General features: G+C 73.9%; 18 protein-coding genes. 9 read left to right on the top strand and 9 right to left on the bottom strand.

Features of this window, described 5'->3' with window-relative positions; translation table 11 throughout:
• Positions 1-31: 31 nt before the first annotated feature.
• The 5 genes from MUN78_RS11420 to MUN78_RS11400 all read right to left on the bottom strand — a co-directional run bounded on the left by MUN78_RS11420 (position 32) and on the right by MUN78_RS11400 (position 7210).
• Positions 32-1438 (bottom strand): amidase, encoded by a 1407-nt coding sequence (locus MUN78_RS11420; RefSeq protein ID WP_244726526.1) that lies wholly within the window; start codon positions 1436-1438, stop codon positions 32-34.
• Positions 1439-1784: 346 nt separating this feature from the next.
• Positions 1785-3701: a dipeptide ABC transporter ATP-binding protein gene (locus MUN78_RS11415; RefSeq protein ID WP_244726525.1), complete on the bottom strand. Its 1917-nt coding sequence runs from the start codon at positions 3699-3701 to the stop codon at positions 1785-1787.
• Positions 3701-4624 (bottom strand): ABC transporter permease, encoded by a 924-nt coding sequence (locus MUN78_RS11410; protein ID WP_244726523.1) that lies wholly within the window; start codon positions 4622-4624, stop codon positions 3701-3703. Before MUN78_RS11410 ends, MUN78_RS11415 begins: the two co-directional genes overlap by 1 nt.
• A gap of 2 nt (positions 4625-4626) precedes the next feature.
• Positions 4627-5574: an ABC transporter permease gene (locus MUN78_RS11405; protein ID WP_244690027.1), complete on the bottom strand. Its 948-nt coding sequence runs from the start codon at positions 5572-5574 to the stop codon at positions 4627-4629.
• A 115-nt stretch (positions 5575-5689) separates the two neighbouring features.
• The gene (locus tag MUN78_RS11400) at positions 5690-7210 is read right to left on the bottom strand and encodes an ABC transporter substrate-binding protein (RefSeq protein ID WP_244726521.1); all 1521 of its coding nucleotides are present in this window, start codon (positions 7208-7210) and stop codon (positions 5690-5692) included.
• A 276-nt stretch (positions 7211-7486) separates the two neighbouring features.
• Here MUN78_RS11400 and MUN78_RS11395 point away from each other — a divergent pair, with 276 nt between their 5' ends.
• Positions 7487-8245, top strand: coding sequence for a FadR/GntR family transcriptional regulator (locus MUN78_RS11395; protein WP_244690023.1), 759 nt, complete (start codon positions 7487-7489; stop codon positions 8243-8245).
• Positions 8246-8326: 81 nt separating this feature from the next.
• On the opposite strand, the gene MUN78_RS11390 is transcribed toward MUN78_RS11395, so the two are convergent.
• Positions 8327-9625, bottom strand: coding sequence for an MFS transporter (locus MUN78_RS11390; protein WP_244726519.1), 1299 nt, complete (start codon positions 9623-9625; stop codon positions 8327-8329).
• 200 nt (positions 9626-9825) lie between these two features.
• On the opposite strand from MUN78_RS11390, the gene MUN78_RS11385 reads away from it, so the two are divergent.
• Entirely contained in the window at positions 9826-10290 is a 465-nt protein-coding gene (locus MUN78_RS11385) for an Lrp/AsnC family transcriptional regulator (protein WP_244726517.1), read from the top strand.
• Positions 10291-10323: 33 nt separating this feature from the next.
• Here the strand turns inward: MUN78_RS11385 and MUN78_RS11380 are convergent, their stop codons facing one another.
• Positions 10324-11679: a GntR family transcriptional regulator gene (locus tag MUN78_RS11380; protein ID WP_244726516.1), complete on the bottom strand. Its 1356-nt coding sequence runs from the start codon at positions 11677-11679 to the stop codon at positions 10324-10326.
• 256 nt (positions 11680-11935) lie between these two features.
• On the opposite strand from MUN78_RS11380, the gene MUN78_RS11375 reads away from it, so the two are divergent.
• Genes MUN78_RS11375 through MUN78_RS11365 form a run of 3 tightly spaced genes read left to right on the top strand, consistent with a single transcriptional unit; the run spans position 11936 to position 16148 of the window.
• Positions 11936-13519: an AMP-binding protein gene (locus tag MUN78_RS11375; RefSeq protein WP_244726514.1), complete on the top strand. Its 1584-nt coding sequence runs from the start codon at positions 11936-11938 to the stop codon at positions 13517-13519.
• Entirely contained in the window at positions 13516-14919 is a 1404-nt protein-coding gene (locus MUN78_RS11370) for a beta-ketoacyl-[acyl-carrier-protein] synthase family protein (RefSeq protein ID WP_346730564.1), read from the top strand. The genes MUN78_RS11375 and MUN78_RS11370 overlap by 4 nt, the downstream gene beginning before the upstream one ends.
• 56 nt (positions 14920-14975) lie before the next feature.
• Positions 14976-16148, top strand: coding sequence for an acyl-CoA dehydrogenase family protein (locus MUN78_RS11365; protein WP_244726512.1), 1173 nt, complete (start codon positions 14976-14978; stop codon positions 16146-16148).
• Positions 16149-16309: 161 nt separating this feature from the next.
• Here MUN78_RS11365 and MUN78_RS11360 read toward each other — a convergent pair whose 3' ends face one another.
• Entirely contained in the window at positions 16310-16951 is a 642-nt protein-coding gene (locus MUN78_RS11360) for a class I SAM-dependent methyltransferase (protein ID WP_244726510.1), read from the bottom strand.
• Between the two features lie 139 nt (positions 16952-17090).
• Here MUN78_RS11360 and MUN78_RS11355 point away from each other — a divergent pair, with 139 nt between their 5' ends.
• Complete coding sequence (locus MUN78_RS11355) at positions 17091-18404, top strand: peptidoglycan DD-metalloendopeptidase family protein (RefSeq protein ID WP_244726509.1); 1314 nt, start codon at positions 17091-17093, stop codon at positions 18402-18404.
• Positions 18405-18549: 145 nt separating this feature from the next.
• On the opposite strand, the gene ppa is transcribed toward MUN78_RS11355, so the two are convergent.
• On the bottom strand, positions 18550-19041 hold the full coding sequence (ppa, locus tag MUN78_RS11350) for an inorganic diphosphatase (protein ID WP_244690008.1): 492 nt from the start codon (positions 19039-19041) through the stop codon (positions 18550-18552).
• A gap of 268 nt (positions 19042-19309) precedes the next feature.
• Between ppa and tilS the strand changes: the two genes are divergently transcribed.
• From tilS to ftsH, 3 genes are all read left to right on the top strand, one after another.
• Positions 19310-20446 carry a tRNA lysidine(34) synthetase TilS gene (tilS, locus tag MUN78_RS11345; RefSeq protein ID WP_244726507.1) on the top strand — a complete coding sequence of 379 codons (1137 nt, stop codon included), beginning with the start codon at positions 19310-19312 and terminating at the stop codon, positions 20444-20446.
• 4 nt (positions 20447-20450) lie between these two features.
• Positions 20451-21008, top strand: coding sequence for a hypoxanthine phosphoribosyltransferase (gene hpt, locus MUN78_RS11340; protein ID WP_244690004.1), 558 nt, complete (start codon positions 20451-20453; stop codon positions 21006-21008).
• A gap of 117 nt (positions 21009-21125) precedes the next feature.
• Positions 21126-23393 (top strand): ATP-dependent zinc metalloprotease FtsH, encoded by a 2268-nt coding sequence (gene ftsH, locus MUN78_RS11335; RefSeq protein WP_244726505.1) that lies wholly within the window; start codon positions 21126-21128, stop codon positions 23391-23393.
• Position 23394: the final 1 nt, after the last annotated feature.

Below are 23394 nucleotides of genomic sequence, written 5' to 3'. Positions count from 1 at the left end.
GGCGACGGGCCGGAGACGGGCCGCCGCGGGGTCAGTCGATCCGCGACCAGTCGACCTCGGCGTCCTCGCCGCGGACCTCCTCGAACCAGCGCGCGACGCGCAGCAGCCGATCGTCCGCGCCGATCCGGGCGGCGATCTGCAGGCCGATCGTGCGGCCGTCGGCCTGCACGCCGGCCCCGATGGACACCGCCGGCTGCCCCGACATGTTATAGGGGACGGTGAAGGAGATGTGCCCCATGGTCGCGAGCGGATCCGTGATGGGCATCGGATCCTCCGCGGGGAACGCCGCGACCGGAGTGACGGGGGAGAGGACGAGGTCGAAGGGCTCGGTCGCGGCGCGCGTGAGCCTGGCCATCTCGTCGATCATGTTGCGGTTGCGCACGGTCTGCGCGGCGGAGAAGCCCGCGCCGGCCAGGCACCACTCGGCGATGAAGGGCAGCACGACGGCGCGCTCGGCCTCGCTCAGCGCCTCGTAGTCGGCGTAGGAGCGGCTGCGCCAGAAGTCGACGAGGCCGTCGAGCACCGCAGTCCCCACGAACGGCGCGAGCGGCTCGACGGCCGCCCCCGCTGCGGCGAACCGCTCGGCGGCGCGCTCGACGGCGGCCAGCGTCTCGGCCTCGACGGGGAGGCCGGATCCGGCGTCCAGCTGCACCGCGACGCGCATTCCGGCGGGCACGAGCGGCTCCGTCGACCACTCCATCGCGGGGTACGGGCGCGTGAGGTAGTCCCGCGGGTCGGGGCGGCCGATGATCGACATGAGCCGGATCGCGTCGGCAGCGGTGCGGGTGAGGGGGCCTGCGGCGCGGCCGTCGTAGGGCACGTCGAGGGGGATCAGCCCCTCGCTCGGCTTCAGGGCCGTGAGGCCCTGCCAGGAGCCGGGCAGCCGGATCGAGCCGCCGATGTCCGTGCCGACGTGGAACGGACCGTAGCCCGCGGCTGCCGCCGTGCCCGCGCCCGCGCTCGAGCCGCCCGAGGTGTGCGCGGGGTTCAGCGCGCCGCGCGTGACGCCGTGCAGGCTGGAGACGCCCGAGGAGAGCATGCCCCAGTCGGGCATCGTCGTCGAGCCCACGATGACGGCGCCGGCCTCGAGGAGCCGGTCCGTCGTCGGGGCGTTGCGCTCCGCGATCGGCGGGTGCGGGATCGCGGTGCCCGAGGGCTTCGGCCGGCCGGCGCGCGCGAGGTTCTCCTTCACGGTCGCGGGCACCCCGTCGAAGGGGCCGAGCGGTGCGCCCGAGCGCCAGCGCTCGGCGGAGGCCGCGGCATCGGCGCGCACCTCCTCGGCGTCGAAGAGATAGAGCGCGTTGAGCTCGGGCTCGCGGTCGACGACCCGGGCGATGACGTCCTCGGCGACGTCGGCGGGGGAGAGGCTCCCGTCGGCGTAGCGCGCCGCGAGGGTGCCGGCGTCGAGGAATGCGGGGCGGGTCTCGGGGGAGGTCATCTCGGGCCTTTCGTCGGAGGTCGGTCGGGGGTCGGTGCGGTGCTGCGGTGTCGTGGATGCGGTGCGGGGCGGGCGGATGGCGATGCGGCGGGCGGCGGATCGGCTCGGTGCGGCCGTGCGCTCGGTCGGGGATGCGGCTTCGGTGAGATCGGAATGGCGGAATCGGACTGACCGGAGCCGCATCCCCGACCGGAGTCGCGGTCCCGGAGTCGCAGTCCCGGGGGGGCGACCCCGGAGTCGCGGTCCCGGGGTCGCGGTCCCGGAGTTGCTGACCCTGAGCCGCCGCGGGAGGACGGGCGAGCCCGCGGTCCCGGAGCCGCGGCGGGGGCCGGGCCGGGTGCGCCCGTCAGGCGCTCCGGGCGAGCTCCTGCCTGAGCGTCAGGGAGGAGTCGATGAGGCGCCGCGTGTAGGGGTGCTGCGGGTCGCGGTACACCGTCTCGGTGTCGCCGGCCTCGACGATCTCGCCCGACTGCATCACGATGACCGAATCGCACAGGTGCCGGACCACGTTGAGGTCGTGGGAAACGAACACGAGCGTGAGCCCGTACTCGTCCACGAGATCGGCGAGGAGGTTGAGCACCTGGGCGCGCACGGAGACGTCCAGCGCGCTCACGGGCTCGTCCGCCACGACGACCTTCGGCCGGCAGATGAGGGCACGGGCGATCGAGATGCGCTGCCGCTGCCCGCCCGAGAACTGGTGCGGGAAGCGCTGGGCCGAGGAGGCGGGGAGCCCCACGGCCTCGAGCATCTCGGCCACCATGCGCCTGCGGTCGGCGGCGGTCTCGCCGCGTCCGGGGACGAGGAGCGGCTCCGCGATGATCTGCTCGACGGTCATGCGCGGATCGAGCGAGCCCATCGGATCCTGGAAGACGATCTGCAGGTTCTGCCGCAGCGCCCGCAACTGCGCCTCGCGGGCGCCGGCGACCTCGTTGCCCGCGACGACCGCGCTGCCCGAGCTCGGCTGATCGAGGCCGGCGAGGATGCGCAGCAGCGTCGACTTGCCTGAGCCCGATTCGCCGACCACGCCGAGCCTGCCGCCCTCGGGCACCTCGAAGGAGATGCCGCCCAGCGCCCGGACCTCGGGGGCGGGCTTGAACAGGCTCGTCTTCCCGCGGGTGTAGGTGCGCACGAGGTCCGTGACGCGCATCACGGGCGCGGCTGCGGCGGGCCGCGGATCCGGATCGCCGTCGGCGCCGACGGACGCAGCGCCGACGGCGGATGCAGCCGCGCCGACGCCCGCAGCCGCGGCCGCGCCCGCGCCCGCGCCCGCAGTCGACTCGGCCGCGTGCTCCGCGGCGAGCAGGCGCTCGTGCGCCGCGGCGTGCGTCTCGTCGACCCCGGCGGCGGGGGCCTCGGCGCTCGGCGGCACGTACTCCTGCGCCGTCGAGACGGTGAAGAGCCGTCCGCGGGCGTCCACGGCGTCGAGATCCGAGGCGGCGAGCAGACCCCGCGTGTAGGGGTGCTGCGGCCGGGTGAAGACCTCCTCCGTCGTGCCCTCCTCGACGATGACGCCCTGGTTCATCACGAGCACGCGCGTGCACATGTTCGCGACGACGGCGAGATCGTGGGTGATGAAGAGGAGCCCGGTGCCGCGCTCGCGCACGAGCTCCAGGATGAGGTCGAGCACCTGCCGCTGCACGGTGACGTCGAGCGCCGTGGTCGGCTCGTCGCAGAGGAGCAGCGACGGGTCGTTCGCGAGCGCCATCGCGAGCATGACGCGCTGCCGCTGACCGCCGGAGAGCTGATGGGGGTAGGCGCGCGCGGCCTGCGCGGGGTCGGGGAGCCCCACGGCGTCGAGCATCTCCACCGCGCGCCGCCCGGCCACCGTCTTGCCCGGCGCGAGGCCGTGCTGCAGCATGATCTCGGCGACCTGGTCGCCCGCCCGCATGAGCGGGTTGAGCGCGGTCAGCGGCTCCTGGAACACCATCGCCATCCGGTTGCCGCGCAGCCCCATGAGTTTCCGCTCGGAGGCCTCGAGGAGGTTGCCCTCGACGCCGTCGAGCTGCACGGATCCGGAGGCCGAGACGCCGTTCGGCAGCAGGCCGAGCAGCGCCGTCGTGGTCATCGACTTGCCCGATCCGGACTCGCCGATGAGGCCGACCCGCTCGCCGTGCGCCATGTGCAGCGAGAAGTCGTGCACGAGCGTCCGCTCGGCGGTGCGCACGGTGAGGCCGTCGACGCGCAGCAGCGCCGAGGCCTCGGAGCCCGGGGCCGCGGAGGCCGCGGGATCCGCGGGGGAGGGGGTCTTCGGTGCGTCGTTCATCAGCCGCGGCTCCCGTTCAGTTTCGGATCGAAGCGGTCGCGCAGGCCGTCCCCGAGGAGATTGAAGCCCATGACCGCGATGGCGATGGCGATGCCCGGCCACACCGCGAGCATCGGGTGCGTGCCCAGGAACTGCTGGGACTCCTGCAGCATGCGCCCCCACGAGGGCGTGGGCGGCGGCGTGCCGAGCCCGAGGAAGCTCAGGCCGGCCTCGGCGAGCACGGCGAGCGCGAAGGACACGGACGACTGCACGACCACCATGCCGACGATGTTCGGGAGCACGTGCCGCACGGCGATCCGGAACCGGGACTGGCTCGCGGCCCGCGCCGCGAGCACGTACTCGGTCGTCATCACCTGCAGCGTGCCCGATCGCGCGACGCGGGCGAAGCCGGGGATGGTGGCGATGCCGATCGCGACCATCGCCGTGAGCGTCGAGGCGCCGAAGACCGCGCTGAACATGATCGCGAGGAGCAGGGCGGGGAAGGCGAGTGCGATGTCGGAGGTGCGCATGATGACCTCCTCGATCCAGCCGCCGCGGATCCCCGCGAGGATGCCGAGCGGGGTGCCGACGAGGATCGCGATGCCGACCGAGATCACGCCCACGAAGAGGGTGATGCGCGCGCCGTGGAGCATCGCGGAGAAGACGTCGCGGCCGTACTTGTCGGTGCCCATGAGGTGCGCGGCGCTCGATCCCTGCAGCCGGGCGGCAGGATCGGCCTGCACCGGGTCGTAGGGGGTCCACACGAAGGAGACGATCGCGGCGAGCACGACGAGGGCGATGAGGATGAGGCCGATGGTGAGGGTGGCGGAGAGCCGCCGCCGACGGGAGCCGGGGGCCTCGCTCGTGCTCGCGCCGCCGGGGGCCTGGATCGCCGTGGTGCGCGGAGGCTGCGACGGCGGCGTGGGGATCTGCTGCGTGCTCATGGCTAGGCGCTCCTTCGCAGTCGCGGATCGATGATCGTGTACAGGATGTCGACGACGAGGTTGAGGATCAGGGTGATCGCCACGAGGACCATGACCACGGACTGCACGGTGAGCATGTCGCGGTTGCCGACGGCGTCGAGCAGCATGGAGCCGAGTCCGGGGATGACGAACACGCGCTCGATGACCACGGCGCCGATGATGAGCGCCGCGATCTGCACTCCGGTGACGGTGATGACGGGGATCGCGGCGTTGCGCAGGCCGTGCTTGAGCAGCGCGCCGTTCGCGCTGAGCCCCTTGGCGCGGGCGGTGCGGAGGTAGTCCTCGCTCATCACCTCGAGCACGGCGGAGCGGACGTAGCGGGTGAGGATCGCGCCCTGCACGGAGGCGAGGGCGACGACCGGGAGGATGAGCCGGCGCAGGAAGTCGCCGAAGTCCTCCGCGGGGGCGGTCCAGCCGTTGGCGGGGAGCCAGCCGAGTCCCACGGCGAAGATCATCACGAGCAGGATGCCGGCGAGGAAGCCGGGGATCGCGACGCCGATCTGCGAGCCGAGCCCGATGGCGACGCCGGAGAAGCTGCGGTGCTTCACGGCGGCCCAGGTGCCGAGCGGGATCGCGACGAGGAGCGCGACGGCCATCGCCGTGAGCACGAGGATGAGGCTGACCTGCACCCGGTCGAGCACCATGGGGCTGATGTCGGTGCGCGTGAGGTAGGAGGTGCCGAAGTCGCCGCGGAGCAGGCCGCCGAACCACTCGAAGTACTGCACGACGAGGGGCCGGTCCGTGCCGAACTCCCGCCGGGTCTGCTCGAGCAGCTCCGGCGTCGCGTTCACGCCGAGGGCGATCTGGGCGGGGTCGCCGGGGATGAGGCGCATGAAGAGGAAGACGACGACCGTGGCGACGACGTAGGTCACCGCGAATCTCGCGAGATTGATCAGGATCCGTATGGCCATGCGGGGTCCTCCGGGACGGAGCGAACGGGGTGGGGCGGGGCGGGGCGGGATCGCCCCTGCGGGCCGGGGCCGGGCGTCCGGCGCGGCGCGGGGCCGCGCCGGACGCCCGCGCCCGTTACTGCCAGCTCAGATCGGTGAGGTTGAGCGCCTCGACGATCGCGTTCTCGGGCAGGCCCTGCAGGCCGGCCTTCGCGACGGTGATGTTCGGGAAGAGGAACAGCACGCCCGAGGCGGCGTCATCGACGATCTGACGGGCGACCTGCTGCATGCCCTCGACGTAGCCCGCCTCGTCGGCCTGGTCGGCCTCCGCGGCGATCGGCGCGATCTTCGAGTTGTCGTAGCCGATGTAGTAGTCGGGGTCGTTGAACACCGTCAGGATGTCGCGCGCCTCGACCGCGAGCACGGTCGTCATCTGGTAGTCGTGCTTCGTGAAGACCTCGTCGAGCCAGACGGCGGGGAACTCGGCGGACTCGATCGTGGCGGTGATGCCGACGTCCTTCAGCTGCGACACGACGATCTCGGAGACGGCCTGCGCGTAGGGGCGGGTCGGCACGGTGAAGGTGATGCTCAGGTTCTCCTGGCCGGCCTCCGCGAGGAGCTCCTTCGCCTTCTCGGGGTCGTGCGGGTACACGTCCGTGAGGTCCTCGTAGTAGGGGTCGGTCGGCGTCGCGTAGGTGGCGACGAGCGAGCCGTAGCCGTTCCACGCGGTGTCGAGGATCGCCTGCTCGTCGAGCGCGTAGAGCACGGCCTGGCGCACGCGCACGTCGTCGAAGGGCGCGGCGCGGTTGTTCATCGACAGCGAGACCTCGCCGCTGGAGGTGCCGCTCGTGACGACGAACTGGTCGTCGGCCTCGAAGCTCGAGAGCAGCTCGGGGGCCTGGAGGTTCGCGATGGCGTCGACGTCGCCGGTCTGCAGCGCGTTGGTGGTCGCCGTGGCGTCGGCGAAGTACTTGAGGGTGACCTCCTCGACGCCGGGGGCCTCGCCCCAGTAGTCGTCGCGGGTCTCGAAGACGATGCTCTCGTTCGGGGTCCAGGACGCGACCTCGTAGGGGCCGGTGCCCACGGGGGCGTTCGCGAGGTCGTCTACGCCCTCGGGGGTGAAGATCGCGCCGACCGGCGTGGCGAGGCTGAAGAGCCACGCGTTCGACGGGGTGCTCAGATGCACGGCGACCTCGGTGTCCGAGAGCACCTCCACGTTCTCGACGACGTCCATCTTCGTCTTGAGGCTGGAGACCCAGTCGGTCTTCACCCGGTCGAAGCTGAACTTCACGTCCTCGGCGGTGAACGGCGCGCCGTTGGAGAAGGTGACCCCCTCCTGCAGCGTGAAGGTGTACGTCTTGCGGTCGTCGCTGACGCTCCACTCCTGGGCGAGGAGCGGGACGATCTCGCCGGAGTCGTCGAGCTCGACGAGGCCCTCGTAGACGTTCGACATGAGCGCCTGGGGGATCGCGGAGCCCGCGGTCGTGGTGAAGTCGAGGTTCGTCGGCGTGCCCGTGAGGGCGATCGTCGCGGTCGTGGGGGTCTCGCCCCCGGAGCCGCTGCTGCTGCCGGCGCCGGCGGAGCATCCCGCGAGGCCGAGGAGCGCGGCGGTCGCGAGGGCCGCCGCGGCGAACAGGGAGTTCTTACGTCGCATCATTGCTTTCCTGTGGCTCGGATCCCCGTGGGGATCGGTGATGATGGTCGGGTCGGGCGACAGTGCCCGGGAGCGCTGGACGACGCCGATCCCGGACGGTGTCGGCACTGCCAGCGTATTGCGGATCGAAGTGGGGTGCGTCCTTCCGAGACGGGATCGAGATTTCGAACCAGGATACATGGTAAGGCCACTGGTGTCGCGGTATCATCGGGAATGACACCCGGCCGCGGACGGCCGGGACCGCGCGGAACGCGCCCCTCCCGGCCGGAAGGACCCCTGGTGACGACGTCCCACAGCTTCGAACCCGCCGTGCCCGTGCACACCTACGAGCGCATCGTGGACCAGATCGAGCGGGCCATCGTCTCCGGGGAGATCCCGGTGGGCTCGCAGCTCGCGAGCGAGCGGGACCTCATGGTGCAGTTCGGCGTGAGCCGCCCCACGGTGCGCGAGGCGCTCCGGATCCTGCAGAGCATGGGGCTGCTCGAATCGCGGCCGGGGACGCGCGGCGGCCCCGTCGTCCTCGCCCCCTCCTCGAAGACGCTCGCGCGCTCCTTCCGCGCGATGGTGGGCACCGATGCGCTCAGCGCGGCCGAGCTCGTGCAGTACCGCGTGATCCTCGAGGGCTCGACGAGCCGGCTCGCCGCCTTCCGGCACGACGACGCTCAGCTCGCGCGCATGCGCCGGGGGATCGAGCGGATGGAGCGCGACGCCGAGGCGAACGATCCGGGCTTCGCCGACGCCGACCTCGAGTTCCACGAGGCCATCTGGGCCGCGAGCGGCAACGAGGTGCTGCGGCTCAGCGGTCAGGCGGTCTCCGGCGCCCTCCGCCCGCTCATGCAGCGCGACGCCGAGGGCGAGCACCACGACAACCGCGTGAAGCTCGACTCCGCCCGCATCGACCGGGGCCTCTTCACCGCCATCGAGGCGCGCGATTCCGAGGGGGCGAGCCGGATCGCGCGGCGCGCGGTCGCCGACCGTTTCGGACCGCTGCTCGCGGAGGAGGCGGATCGCCTGGCCCTCGCCATGCTCGCCGAGTAGCGGAGGAGCGGAGTAGCGGAGGGGCGCCGAAGCCCGGCGGAGCCCGGGCGCCCCGGAAGCGGCGCGCCCGGGTCGACGCCGTCAGCGGGGTGAGCTCCCGCCGCGCCGCCCGCGTCGCGCTCGCCGCCCGGCGACGACGCCGAGCAGCGCGCACGCCCCGGCCGTCGCGAGCGCGAAGAGGGCCACCGCGTCCGCCCGGCCGATGCGCTCGACGAGCGCCCCGAGCGCGACGACCGGCAGCGCGCTGCCGAGGTAGGTGACCGTGTAGATCGCGCTGACGGTCGAGGCGTGGCGATCCGGCGCGACCCGGGCCGTCGCGTCGGTGAACGCCGCCTGGAAGGCGACGCCCTGACCGATGCCCGCGAGCGCGCAGACGACCACGAGGAACCAGACGGCGCCGACCGCGCCGGCCGCCGCGAGCCCCGCGAGCGCGAGCGCGAGGATCGCGAGCCCGGCAGGGGTCCGCCAGGCGCCGCGCAGCGGCACGAGCTGGGTGAGCGCCGAGGCGCCGAGGGTGGTGGCGGCGAGCAGCCCGATCACCGGCCGCGCGTCCGTGCCGGCGATCGCGGCGAAGTGCGAGGGGGCGAGCGAGAGGCAGAAGCCGAAGACTGTGAAGCTCAGGAAGCCGACCGCGGCCGCGATCCTGAACGCGCTCAGCGCGTCCCGCCCGCCGCGGCCCGCGCCTCGCGCCGAGCGCTCGGGGGGCGCGTCGGGGAGCGCGATGCGGTCGTCGTGCGGCGCGGGCGCGCAGGCGGCGTGCGGCGCGACCGCGAGGATCGCGGGCACGAGCGCCGCGAGCACGACGGCAATCGCGAGATACGGGATCAGCCGGGGCGCCGGTGCGAGCGAGAGCAGTCCGCCGAGCACGGGCCCGGCGGCGACCCCGCCCGAGGTGGCGAGGAGGGTGAGGCGTCCCACGAGCGCCGGCCGCCCCGGCAGCAGCGTGCGCAGCGCGCTCGCGCCGATCCCCGTCGCGCACGCGACGGCGGCGCCCTGCACCGCGCGCGCCGCGCAGAACCAGCCGAGGGTGGGCGCGACCCCGAGCGCCGCGGTGGCGAGCGCCGCCGCGGCGAGCGCGGTCACGAGCACCGTGCGCCGGTTGACGACGTCCGCCACGCGGCGGAAGAGGAGCAGCCCGACGATGAGCGCGAGCACGTAACTCGAGAACGCCAGCGTCGTGCCGAGCGCGCCCGTGCCGAGCTCGCGCTCGAGCAGGGGGAAGAGCGGCGTCGAGAGGTTGGCGCCGACGAGGAGCGCGAACAGGGCCAGCGCGGTGAGGACCGTGCGCGCGGGGGCGCGCACCTGGCGCGGGTGCGGGAGCCCGCCGGGGGCGGGGTCGACTGCGGCCCGGGGGATGGCCTGGGTGCCGGGGTGGGGCATGGCTGACTCCTTGCTACCGCCCTTGTGGGGCGTTCCGTTCCGCCCGCGGGGATGGTGCGGACGGCTGCGTCCGCGGCTCGGGTGCGAGCCCCGGACGGGAGTCAGTCAATCGGATGCGCCGCGATATGCGCAAGACTCTGCAAGAAGATTGTGCAATATGATCGATCGGACACGGTGTCAACCGACAGAAGGGCGTCAGAATGCGCGGACTGGACGAGACCGACCGCCGGATCCTGCGGGTGCTCGACGAGGACGCGCGCATGCCGACGGCGATGATCGCGATGCGGCTCGGGCTCGCCCGGGGCACGGTGCAGGCGCGGCTCGAACGGCTGCGCGAGTCGGGGGCGCTGCGCCTGCACAGCGCCCGCGTCTCGCCGCAGGCGCTCGGCCGGCCCGTCGGCGCGAGTGTGCAGGTCGAGCTCGATCAGCATCAGATCGGCGACGCGATTGCCGCCCTCGCCGACATTCCCGAGGTGCTGGAGTGCTTCGCCCCGGCGGGGAGCACGGATCTGCTGCTCAGGGTCGTCGCGAAGGATCCCGACGATCTCTACCGGGTGAGCGAGGAGATCCGCCTCTGCCCGGGGATCGACCGCACCTCGACGAGCCTGTTCCTGCGGGAGGTGATCCCGTACCGCGTCACCGGGCTGCTCGCCGAGGAGAGCTGAGCGCTCCCGGGATGCGGCGCGGCGCCCGGACGCTCACGCCGCGAGCCGCGCGGCGCCGAGGATGCCGGAGCGGTACTCCGGATCGGCGAAGGCGCGGCGGTACAGCGTCGCGGCGAGCGCGCCGTCGCGGGAGGAGATGGCGCGCAGCAGCTGCTCGTGCCCGCGCGCGGTGCGGTGATCGACGGGGGAGGCCGCGAGCACCATGCGCCGCCGACCCTCGAGCTTCCGGCCCATCTCGACGAGCACGCGGTTGCCGGTCATCTCGTACATCTGGCGGAGGAAGGCGAAGGCCGGCTCGTGCGCGGAGGCGGGGTCGTGCGCGATCGCCGACTGCTCCGCGACGACGATCCGGTGCAGGGACGCGAGCTCCTGCGGTGCCGGGCGGCGCGCTGCGAAGCCGGCCGCGAGCGCGTCGAGCTCGGCGGCGACGTCGAACAGATCCTCCGCCTCCTCCGCTCCGAGGGAGCGCACTCGGGAGGCCACGCGCGCCGAGCCGAGCGTCACGAGCCCCTCGTAGGCGAGCGCCTCGATCGCCTCGAGCGCGGGATAGCGGCTCACGTCGAACTCGACGGCGAGCAGCCGGCCGGAGATGACGGTGCCCGGGCGGCGCGTCCTCGCAACGATCTGGTCGCGCACCGCGTCGCGCACGAGGACGAAGCCCGGGGTGTAGGGGATCCGCTCGCGCAGCAGCCCGGCGGCCTCGGCTGTGCCGTACCCGGAGGCGGTGTCGCCGCCATCCGTGAGCTCGATGAGGGCGTGCTCGGCCCGAGCCTCGGCGATGTGCGCGCCGAGGGCGGCCATCGCGGCGTCGGCGCCCCCGGGGTCTCGGGCGGCGAGGGCGTCGGCGAGCCGGTGGAAGTGGGGGAAGGGATCGAGCGCGAGACGGCTGGCCTGGGTGAACATGCGCATCGTGCGGCTCTCGAGCGCCTGCTGGATCTCCCGGAGCGGACGATTCCCGGTCGCGGCGAAGACGAGGGAGCGCAGCTCCTGGATCACCCGTCCGCTCGCGGCCCGGTCCCCGGCCGCCGCGGCCCGCTCGGCCACGGCGAGCTCGGCGCGGAAGCGCTCGGCGTCCGCCGCGGGGGCCCGCAGCGCCGCCTGCCGCGCCGTCAGGCGGTCGAGCGGTCCGTGCAGCTCCGCGATGTCCGCGACGTCGGCGCGATCCATCGCATGGACGACGCCGCCGTGGCGGGGGCTGCGGTCGATGAGTCCCTCGAGGATGAGCCAGCGGATCGCCTCCCGCACCGGCAGGCGGCTGACGCCGTACTGCTCGGCGAGCTCGCGCTCGATGAGGCGGGCGCCGCCGGGCAGCGCGCCGGAGACGATGTCGGCGCGCATACCCTGCAGCACCCGATCCGCGGAGGAGTCGTTCTGGGGACCAATCAGCACAGCGCACCTCGTGAAGACGATGGGCCGGACCCTTCCGGGGGTCCGGGAGCCGGGGTCGCGGAGAAGCCGACGCCCGTGATTCCCTCCCACGGTACACCGGCACACCTGGGGAATAGTCGATACACAAGTTTTGAATGGAGTATCGATAAGTCACGCGCGCGCCCGGCGCCGCGTCGACGCGTCGGCGCCTCGGGTCCCTAGAATGGACTCGGGCCAGAAAATACCTACGGCGCACGGCCGGATCGGGAGGTGCGAAGTGCCCATCACGGCGAGCATCCTGGAGACCGCGGCGGCGCACCCGGAGCGCCTCGCGCTCGCGGGCGACGGCGAGGCGCTCGGCTACGCCGCGCTCGTCGAGGACTCCCGCCGCGTCTTCGCCGTCGTCGACGCGCTCCATGCCGAGAGCGGCGAGCGCGCGCCGCGCCCCGCCGCCGAGACCCGCGGTATCCCGATCACGGCGGTGAGCGTGCGCTCGGCGTTCCACACGGCGCGCATCCTCGCCGGGCTCTCCGGCTACCGCGCGGTCTCCGCGACCCTCGATCCGCGCTGGCCGCTGCAGCACCGCGTGCGCGTCGTGCTCGCCACGGGGATCGGGGTCGTGATCGCCGACGATCCGGCCCTCGCCGATGCGCTCGCCGCCGCGGGCTGGGGCGGGCGGATCCTCGGGCTGGACGAGTTCCGCGCGCGGGAGCGCACGGCGGTCCCGGCGGCCCCGCCGTGCGTGCGCGCGCCCGACGAGGCGTTCCTGCTGCTCTTCTCCTCGGGAACGACGAGCGATCCCAAGGCGTTCCTCAAGACCCGCGCCCAGTACCGGGCGAACCTGGCCGTCTCGAGTGCGCACCTCGAGCCCGGCCCCGGCGTGGTGACCCTCGCCCCGGGGCCGGTCTCCTACAGCCTCACCCTGTACGCCGTGATCGAATGCCTCGGCACGGGAGGGGCCGCGCACCTGGCCGACGCCTTCTCGCCGTTCGCGCTCGCGGCGCGGATCGCGGAGGCGGGCGTCAGCCGCGTCGTCGCGGTGCCCGCGGTCGTGCAGGCGATCGCCGACGCGGCACGCCGCGATCCGGCGGCCTGCGCGACGCTCGACCTCGTCGTCACCGGCGGCGCCCACCTCTCCGCGGCGCTCCGCGACGCCCTGGCGCAGGCGCTGCCGGCGGTCCGGCTCATCAGCTACTACGGCGCCGCCGAGATCGGCTTCATCGGCGACAGCCGCGGCGGCGACGGCTCCCGCATCGCCGTCTACCCCGGCATCGGCGCGGCGATCCGCGACGCCGCGGGCGCAGCCCTGCCCGACGGGGAGATCGGAACGCTCTGGATCAGCGCCGACGCCTGCTCGGACGGCTACCTCGCCGGCACGAGTCCGACGCAGCTGCGCGGCCCGGACGGCTGGGCCAGCGTGGGGGACCAGGGGCGCCTCATCGGCGGCGAACTCGAGCTCCTCGGCCGTGCGGGCGACATCGCGGTGACCGGCGGGCACAAGGTCGCGCTGCCCGAGGTCGAGCGGGCCTTCGCTGGCATGCCGGGCATCGGCGAGGCCTGCGCCGTCGCGCTGCCCCACGCGCGGCTGGGCAGCGTCGTGGCGCTCGTCGTCGAGGAGGCTCCGGACGCGGCGTCCTCGCCGTCGACCCGCACGGATCCCTCGACCCGCGCGGATCACTCGACCCGCGCGGATCCATCGATCCGCGCGGCGCTCGCGGCCCGCGCCGCCGAGCGCCTCGCCCCGCAGTTCGTGCCGCGCCGCTGGTATCGCATCGCCCGGCTGCCCCGCACGGTCGGCGGGAAGATCCGCCGCGGCGAGACCGCCGAGGCGATCGCCGACGGACGGGCGGTGCGCCTGTGAGCGGGGGCGGGCGCGGCCCCGAGCGCGTCGCGATCACCGGGATGGGCGCCGTGACCGCGAGCGGCATCGGCGCTCCGGCGCTCTGGGACGCGGTGGTCGCCGGGCGCAGCGCGATCACGGCGCTGGACGGCGCTGCCTTCGCGGAGCTCCCCGTGCGCATCGGCGGACGGGTCCGCGACTTCGACGCGTCGCGCGTGCTGACGCCGGCTCAGGCGCGGCGCCTGAGCCCCGTCGTGCAGTGGGCGATCGCCACCGCCGACGAGGCGCTCGGCGACGCCCTCGGCACGGCCCTCGACGGCGCGACGGCCGCGGTCGCCGAGCCGCCGTTCCCGCTGCCGTGGTCGCCGCGGCGGACCGCCGTCATCGTCGCGACCGGCTCGGGACCGGTCGACGCCATGCAGGCCGCGACGCGCGCGCTCGACGCCCGCGGTCCGCGCGCCGTGCCGCTCGCGCTCGCGATGCACGGGGCGCCGGACGCCGCGGCGGCGCTCATCAGCCAGCGGCACGGCCTCCACGGCGCGGCCCAGGCCGTCTCCGCCACCTGCGCGAGCGGCGGCGTCGCCCTCGGCGAGGGGCTCAGGCGAATCCGCCACGGCTACGCCGATGCCGTGCTCGTGGTCGGCGCGGAGGACTGCCTCGGACCCGTCAACCTCGCGGCGAACGCGAACCTGCGGGCGCTCGCCACGGGCTACGAGGCGCATCCCGAGGCGGCGTGCCGCCCGTTCGACCGGGGCCGCGGCGGCTTCGTGATGTCGCAGGGCGCCGCCGCGATCCTCCTCGAGTCCGCCTCGGCGGCCCGCGCGCGCGGCGCCGTCGTGCTCGCGGAGCTCGCGGGCTTCGGCGCATCGAGCGACGCGCACCACGCCACCGCCCCCGAGCCCGGGGGACGCGGCGCGGCCGAGGCCGTCGCGGAAGCGCTCGCCGACGCGGGCATCGACGCCGCTGCCGGAGCCGACGCCGCTGCCGGAGCCGCTGCCAGTGCTGGCGCCGCTGCCGCTGTCGGAGCCGCTGTCGGTGCCGGCGCCGCAGTCGGGATCGACGCGATCAACGCCCACGGCACCGGCACGCCGGCGGGGGACGCGGCGGAGCTCGCCGCGTTCGCCCGCGTCTTCGGGGACGCGGCGCGGCGCATTCCGATCAGCGCGACGAAATCGGTCACCGGGCATCTGCTCGGCGCTTCCGGCGTCGCCGAGGCCATCATCGCCGTGCAGTCGCTGCGCACCGGGATGCTGCCGCCGACCCGCAACCTCGACGACCCCGAGTTCCCGGAGTGGGACATCGTGGCGGGCGCGGCGCGGCGCGCGCCGATCCGCACCGCGCTGTCCACCTCCTTCGGCTTCGGCGGGCACAACGCCGCGCTCGTGCTGCGGCGCGCCGATCCGGCGAACGGCCTGAGCTGATCCCGACCCCGACCCCGACCCCGACCCCGATCCCGACCGAGAGCAGGAGACCCGCCATGACCGACCGCGAGACCCGGCACGCGGAGCTCGCCGCGCGCTACCTCCCCGATGCGCTGCTCGAGCGATTCCGCGGGCGCGCCGCAGAGACCGACCGCGAGAACGGCTTCTTCGATGAGGACCTCGCCGAGCTGCGCGGGGCGGGCTACCTCGCGCTCTTCGTCCCCGAGGCGCACGGCGGGCCCGGACTCACCCTCCACGAGGTCTCGCGGCTGCAGCAGCGGCTCGCCGGAGCCGCCCCGGCGACCGCCCTCGGCGTCAACATGCATCTCATGTGCACCGGGGTGGCCCGCGCCATGTCGGAGCGCGGCGACCGCACCCTCGAGCAGGTCTTCGCCGAGACGCTCGCGGGCGAGATCTTCGCCTTCGGCATCAGCGAGCCGGGCAACGACTGGGTGCTGCAGGGATCGACGACGGCGGCCGTACCCGAGCCGGACGGCGGGTACCGGCTCAGCGGCGTGAAGATCTTCACTTCGCTGTCGCCGGTCTGGACCCGCCTCATCGCGCACGGCCTGGACGCGAGCGACCCGGAGGACCCCCGACTCGTCTACGGCTTCGTGGAGCGGGCGGAGGCCGGCATCGGGGTCTCGGATCGCTGGGAGGTGCTCGGCATGCGCGCCTCCCAGAGCCGCGCGACGACGCTCGAGGCGGTGCGGATGCGGCCGGAGCGGGTCGTCAGGATCCTGCCGCCCGGGCGCGTGCCCGATCTGCTCACCTTCGCCATCACGAGCCAGTTCCAGCTGCTCGTCGCCTCCGTCTACGCGGGCGTGGCCCGCCGCGCCCTCGACGTGGCCGCCGCGGGGCTGCGCCGGCGGCGCTCGGCGAAGAGCGGCGGGTCCCTCGCCGAGGTCGCCGAGTACCGCACGCGCCTGGGCGACGCCTACGCGGAGTACCTCGCGGTGCCGGCGCAGCTCGACGCGACGACGCGCGACTTCGACGAGCGCATCGATCACGGGGCGTCGTGGCCGCCCCGTCTCGTCAGCGCGCGGCTGAACGCCTCGCGCGCGGCGCGGCGCGCGGCGGAGGTCGCGCTCGTGTGCGCCGGCGGCGCGGGCTACGACGCGGAGCACGAGGCGAGCCGGCTGCTCAGAGATGCGACGGCGGGGCTCTTCCACCCGCCGAGTGCGGACGCCGCCCGCCCGATGTTCGCGGCGGCGCTGCTCGACGACTGAACCGGGCCGATCGGATCGGGCAGGGGCGTGGTCTCCGGGGGCCTCGGAGGGCCCGGAAGAAGGTGACCGCGGACGCCGTTGTCGGCGGTCACAGGACACGTTAGCCCGTCCTCGGCGACTTGTGAACCCCCCGGGCTGCCCGCCGCGCGGGGATGCGGGCCTCAGCCGTCGCGGACCGCGAGGATCGCCCCGTGCGGTCGCGCCCCGGGATCGTGCCGCGTCTCGACGCGGGCGACCGTGAACCCGGCGGCCGCGAGCTCGGTCGTCAGCAGCTGCGGCGGCCAGAAATAGGCGGTCGCGACCGCGTGGTCGAAGGGGGCGAGCTCGGAGCCGGCGAAGAAGCCGAGCGCGAGGCCGCCGCCGCGTCGGAGGACCCGCGCGAATTCCGCGAGCGGCGCGGCGATGTGCTCGGGCGGCGTATGGATGAGGGAGTACCAGGCCAGGACGCCGCCGATCGAGGCGTCCCTGCCGCCGAGGCGTTCGGCGGCGCCGAGCCGGAAGCGCACGCCCGGGGCGTCGGAGCGGGCGCGCGCCAGGAACTCCGGCGAGGGATCGACGCCCCGGGCGTCCGCACCGAGCTCGGCGAGGTACCGCGTCCACTGGCCGGGGCCGCAGCCCACGTCGAGCAGCGGGCCCGCGATGCCCAGCGCCCACTCGCGCACGAGCGCGAGGTCGGGCTCCGCGACGTGCCCGATCCGCCCCACCGCGGCGATGTACTCGTCGGCGCGCGCGCCGTAGGCGCCGGCCGTCCGGGCGGTGGCGGCGTCGAGGTCCGCCGATCCGCGGTCGTTCCGCTCCGCCATCCGCGCCCTCTCGATCCGTCGCCGCGTCGCGCGGAATGCCGCGCCTCCCCGATCGCTTCCGGGGTCGGGCGCGGCGTCGATGCTAGCGTATCCCTGGACCGAAGACCGACACATGGGCTGGGGGAGTATGCGGAAGCGGATGAGGGGATCGACGAGGCGCGTCCTGAGCGCGATCGGCGCCTGCGCCTTCGCGGCCGGGATCCTGGTCGCCGCGCCGATCGGAGCGGCCCCCGCGCAGGCGCTCGATCTGCCGACCTGGGACGACGTGCAGCAGGCGAAGCAGAACCAGTCGGCGGCCTCCGCGAAGGTGAAGGAGATTGAGCAGCTCATCGCGGACGGCGAGGTGGAGCTGGACCGGCTCCGGAACCTCCACTCCACCACCATCGAGGAGCTGCACGCCGCGGAGGACGCGCTTGCGCGCGCCTCGGAGAAGGCCGCGACCCTCGAGACGCAGGCCGAGGCGAGCCGTGCGGAGGCGGACGACGCGGCTGACCGCGCCGGCGCCCTCGTCGCGCAGATGTACCGCTCGGGAGGCGTCGACCGCAGTCTCGAGCTCTTCCTCGACTCCGACGGCAGCACCGCGGACGCGCTGCTGGACCGCATGGCGTCGATGTCGAAGGCCACCGAGCGCAACACGCAGCTCTCCCAGGAGGCGGAGCAGGCGGCGAACACCGCGGACACGCTCACCCAGCAGGCCGAGGCGGCCGCCGCCGAGCGCGAGGTGCTCCGCCAGGAGCAGCAGCAGAAGGAGCAGGAGGCAGCCGCGGCCGTCTCCACGCAGGGCGAGAAGGTCCAGGAGCAGGAGGAGCAGCAGCGCGATCTCGCGGTGAAGCTCGAGGCGCTCAAGGACACCACGACGAAGACGGTCGAGGGATATCAGGAGCGGCTCCGCATCGAGGAGGAGCAGCGCCGCGCCGAGGAGGAGCGCCGGCGCAAGGAGGCCGAGGAGGCCGAGCGTCTCGCCCGCGAGGCCGGGAACGGCGGCGGAGGCGGCGGCGGTGGCGGCACCGATCCCGGCTCCGGCGGAGGCGGAGGCGGCGGTGGCGTCGGCGGCGGCGGGAACGGCTGGACGCTGCCGACCTCTGGGTACTGGGTCTCCGAGGGATTCCGCCCGCCGGGGCGCCCCGACCACACCGGCATCGACCTCGCCGCCGGGTGCGGCACACCGATCTACGCCGCGGGCTCCGGCACGGTCGCCCTCACCTACTGGGACGGCGGCGGCGGCGGCAACATGGTCAGCGTCAACCACCCCAACGGCTGGCAGACCCGCTACGCGCACATGATGAGCTGGGCGATCGTCGTGCCCGGGCAGGCCGTGTACGCCGGCCAGATCCTCGGCTACGTGGGGACCACCGGCGCGAGCTCCGGCTGCCACCTGCACTTCGAGATGCGCCCCAACCAGGACAACGGCTGGTACGACTTCGTGAACCCCGCGGACTACATCTACTTCTGACGCGCGCCGCGGGGCCGGAACGCGGGAACGCCGCAGGGCCGGAACGCCGCAGGGCCCGGGATCGCGATGATCCCGGGCCCTGCGCCGTCGCGTGCCGAGGCGGGTTCCGCGGCTCGGCACTGCTCGGCGAGGCGCGTTCCGCGGCTCAGTGCTGCTCGGCGAGGCGCTGCTGCGCCTCGATGATGAGCTGCTCCGCGTCGGCGGCCGAGCCCCAGGCGTCGACCTTGACCCACTTGCCGGGCTCGAGGTCCTTGTAGTGCTCGAAGAAGTGCTCGATCTCCTTGCGCGTGTACTCCGGGATGTCGGCGACGTCCTGGATGTGCGCCCAGCGCGGATCCTTGTGCTGCACCGCGATGACCTTGTCGTCGCCGCCGGCCTCGTCGCTCATCTTCAGCACGCCGACCGGGCGCACCTTCACGCCGACGCCGGGGAAGACGGGGTAGTCGAGCAGCACGAGCACGTCGAGCGGATCCCCGTCCTCGCCGAGGGTCTCCTCGAAGAAGCCGTAGTCCGTCGGGTAGACGAAGCCGGTGTAGAGCACGCGGTCGAGGTACACCCGACCGGTCTCGTGATCCACCTCGTACTTGTTGCGGCTCCCCTTGGGGATCTCGATGACGGCGTCGAATGCTGCGGCCATGTGCGCTCCTTGCGTGCGTTCTGCGGTTGATGCGGCCGGTGCTCCGGCCGCGGGTGCGGGATCAAGGCTACCCGACCCCCGTGCGCGGGAACCGGGCGCCGGGCGCGGGAACCGGGGGCCGGGGGCCGGCGCCGCATCCGCGCCGCAGCCCGGTTCCGTTCCCGCCGCGCTCGGTCCCCGCCGCGCTCGGTCCCCGCCGCGCCCCGGCCGCATCCCCGGGGTGCGGCGGGTAACGTTGAGACATGGGCGAGACGGCGGACGCGGGAGCATGATCCAGCGCGCACTGCTCGATACGCGCCGCGCCGTGCGGAACGCGCTGCGCCACGCCGCGCTGCCGGGTACCGCCGCGCTGTCCGGTACCGCCGCGCTGTCCGGAACCGCCGACCCCTCCGGAACCGCCGAGCCGCCGGGCGGCGTCCGCCCAGGTGTGGCCGCGCCGGCGCCGCGGCCGCTCGTGCTCGTCGCGCTCTCGGGCGGTGCCGACTCGCTCGCCCTCGCCGCCGCCGTCGCGCACGAGGCGCCGCGCCTCGGACTCTCGGCGGGCGCCGTGATCGTCGATCACGGGCTGCAGCGGGACGCGGCCGCCGTCGCGGGCACGGCGGCCGACCTCGCCCGCGGGCTCGGGCTCGCCCCCGTCCGGCTCGTCGGCGTCCGGGTGACGGACGACGGCGACGGGCCGGAGGCCGCCGCGCGCGCCGCGCGCTACGACGCGCTCGCCCGGACCGCCGAGGCGGAGCGCGCCGCGGCGATCCTCACCGCCCACACCCGCGACGACCAGGCCGAGCAGGTGCTCCTCGGACTCGCCCGCGGCTCGGGCAGCCGCAGCCTCGCCGGGATCCCGCCGGCGCGGGAGCTCGCCCCGGGGGTGGCGATCCTGCGCCCCTTTCTCGCCGCGGACCCCGCCATCACCCGAGCGGTCACCGAGGCGGCCTGCGCGGAGCAGGGGCTCGCGTTCTGGCGGGACCCCCACAACGCCGACCCCGCGTACGCGCGCGCCCGGGTGCGCACCCGGGTGCTGCCGGTGCTCGAGCGCGAGCTCGGTCCCGGAGTCGCGGCGGCGCTCGCTCGCAGCGCCGACCTCGCCCGCGAGGACGCCGAGGCCTTCGACGTGATGGTCGAGGAGCAGATCGAGGAGATCGTCGAACCCGCGGAGGCGGGCATCGCGGTCTCGGCGGCGGCGCTCGCGGCGAACCCCGCCGCACTCAGGCACCGCATCATCCGCCGCGTCGCGGAGGCCGAGTTCGGGATCGGACTCGGCCGGGAGCACACGCTGGCGATCGCCGCCCTCGTCACCGCCTGGCGCGGTCAGGGCCCCCTCCACGTGCCCGGGATCCTCGTGACCCGGGATCGCGGGCGCATCGTGTTCACGGGTGCGCCGGGGGCCCGCTCCGGGATGGAAGAATAGACGCATGGATGCCAAACATCTGGGTGATGACCTGTCCGTCGTACTGCACACCGAGGCCGAGCTGCACGCGCGCCTCGCCGAGATGGCCCGCGAGATCGAGGCCGACTACGCCGACGCGCCCCCGCTCCTCGTGGGCGTGCTCAAGGGGGCCGTCATGGTGATGGCGGATCTCGCGCGGGAACTGCGCTTCCATGCGCAGATGGACTGGATGGCCGTCTCCTCCTACGGCGCGAGCACGAAGTCGAGCGGCGTCGTCAAGATCCTCAAGGATCTCGACGCCGACATCACCGGCCGCGACGTGCTGATCGTGGAGGACATCATCGATTCGGGGCTCACCCTCTCCTGGCTCAAGGAGAACCTCGAGAGCCGCGGGGCGAAGTCGGTGCGCATCTGCACGATGCTCCGCAAGCCCGAGGCGCTCAAGGTCGAGGTCGACGTCGCATACGTCGGCTTCGACATCCCCGTCGAGTTCGTGGTCGGCTACGGTCTCGACTACGCCGAGGACTACCGCAATCTGCGCGACGTGGCGGTGCTCGCGCCGCACGTCTACGGCGGGGAGTAGCCCGGCGGAATCCGCCGTGAGCGTACAGGCCCCGTCCGCTCAGTCCGGTGACAGGGGTATTGACTACGCTGGTGGTCGCCGGTCCTCCCCGGCCCGCCCGTCTCGAAAGGCCCCGACTTGGCAGAGAACGCTCCGAAGAGCACCTCGAAGAACCGCAAGCTGTTCCGCGGCCCGCTGCTCTACCTGATCCTCGCGCCGCTCATCGTGCTGCTCGGGTGGTCGCTGCTCGCCGGGGGCAACACCCGGGAGGTGCAAACCGACCGCGGGCTCGAGCTGATCGCCGACGGCAAGGTCAAGCAGGCCGAGATCGTGGACGGCGACCAGCGCGTCAACCTCACGCTCTCCAAGGTCGACACGAAGACGGGCACCGACCAGGTCTTCTTCTACTACGTCTCGCAGCGCGGCACCGACGTGGTCGAGGCGGTCAACGAGGCGGATCTCAAGGACGGCTTCACCGATGCCGTGCCGCAGACGAATCCGCTGTGGTCGCTGCTCGGCTTCCTGCTGCCCATGCTGCTCGTCGGCCTCCTCATCTGGTGGATGCTCTCCTCGATGCAGGGCGGCGGGCGCGGCGTCATGCAGTTCGGCAAGTCCAAGGCGAAGCTCGTCTCGAAGGAGACCCCGCAGGTCACCTTCGCCGACGTGGCGGGCGCTGATGAGGCCGTCGAGGAGCTGCACGAGATCAAGGACTTTCTGCAGGACGCGACGCGCTTCCAGGCGGTCGGCGCCCGGATCCCGAAGGGCGTGCTGCTCTACGGCCCGCCCGGCACCGGCAAGACGCTGCTCGCCCGCGCGGTCGCGGGCGAGGCCGGAGTGCCGTTCTACTCGATCTCCGGCTCGGACTTCGTGGAGATGTTCGTCGGTGTCGGCGCGAGCCGCGTCCGCGACCTCTTCAAGGAGGCGAAGGCGAACGCGCCCGCCATCATCTTCGTCGACGAGATCGACGCGGTCGGCCAGCGCCGGGGGCAGGGCATGGGCGGCGGCCACGACGAGCGCGAGCAGACGCTCAACCAGCTGCTCGTCGAGATGGACGGCTTCGACCCGAAGACCAACGTGATCATGATCGCGGCGACCAACCGCCCCGACATGCTCGATCCGGCGCTGCTGCGCCCGGGCCGCTTCGACCGCCAGATCGGGGTCGATGCGCCGGACATGCCCGGGCGGCTCAAGATCCTGCAGGTGCACGCGAAGGGCAAGCCGCTCTCCCAGAACGTCGACCTCGACGTCGTGGCGCGCAAGACGCCCGGCTTCTCCGGCGCCGATCTCGCGAACGTGCTCAACGAGGCCGCGCTGCTGACGGCGCGCTCGAACGCGCAGCTCATCGACAACCGCGCCCTCGACGAGGCCATCGACCGCGTGATCGCGGGGCCGCAGCGCCGCACGCGCGTGATGAAGGACCGCGAGAAGCTCATCACCGCGTACCACGAGGGCGGCCACGCGCTCGTGGCCGCGGCGCTCAACCACACGGATCCCGTGACGAAGATCACCATCCTGCCCCGCGGCCGCGCCCTCGGGTACACGATGGTGATCCCGCTGGAGGACAAGTACTCGGTGACGCGCAACGAGTTGCAGGATCAGCTCGCCTACGCGCTCGGCGGCCGCGTCGCGGAGGAGCTCGTCTTCCACGATCCGACGACCGGCGCGGGCAACGACATCGAGAAGGCGACGGGCACGGCGCGCAAGATGGTGACGGAGTACGGGATGTCCGCGACCGTCGGGCCGGTGAAGCTCGGCCAGGGGCAGCCCGGCGCGTTCATGGGGGAGTTCGGCCAGAACCGCGACTACTCCGAGGGCGTCGCCGAGACGATCGACGTCGAGGTGCGCGCGCTGCTCGAGCAGGCCCACAACGAGGCCTACGAGGTGCTCGTGCAGAACCGCGACATCCTCGACGCCCTCGCCCGCGAGCTGCTCGAGAAGGAGACGCTCGACCACATCCAGATCGCGCGCATCTTCACGCACGTGCAGAAGCTGCCCGAGCGCCCCACCTGGCTCTCGCACGACGCCCGGCCGGTCTCGGATCGCCCGCCGATCGAGGTGCCCGCCGCGGTGCGGACGGACGACCGGGTCGCCGCGAACGACGAGGGCGCGGTGCCCGCGGGCCCGGCCGGGGCTGCGGATCCCGCGGGACCGGCTGCGCAGGCGCCGCCCGCCGCGCCCGCCGTTCCCGGCGTCCCCGCCGACGCGGGCGCCGTCGCCGATTCCGGCGCCCCCGCGGCGCCGCACGGCGACCGTACCGACCCCGCAGCGCCCGCCGAGCCGTCGGCCTCCGCCGGCTCCACGGCGCCGACGCCCCCGACGGACCCCGGTGCCTCCTCGCCGGGGTCGAGCGAGGAGCCGCCGCGGAACCTCGGCGTCCGGCCCGGCGACGCGGACGAATCCCGGTAGC

The organism is Leucobacter allii, from assembly GCF_022919155.1.
In the GTDB taxonomy this organism is placed as follows: domain Bacteria; phylum Actinomycetota; class Actinomycetes; order Actinomycetales; family Microbacteriaceae; genus Leucobacter; species Leucobacter allii.
This window is presented reverse-complemented; position numbering and strand designations above follow the sequence as displayed.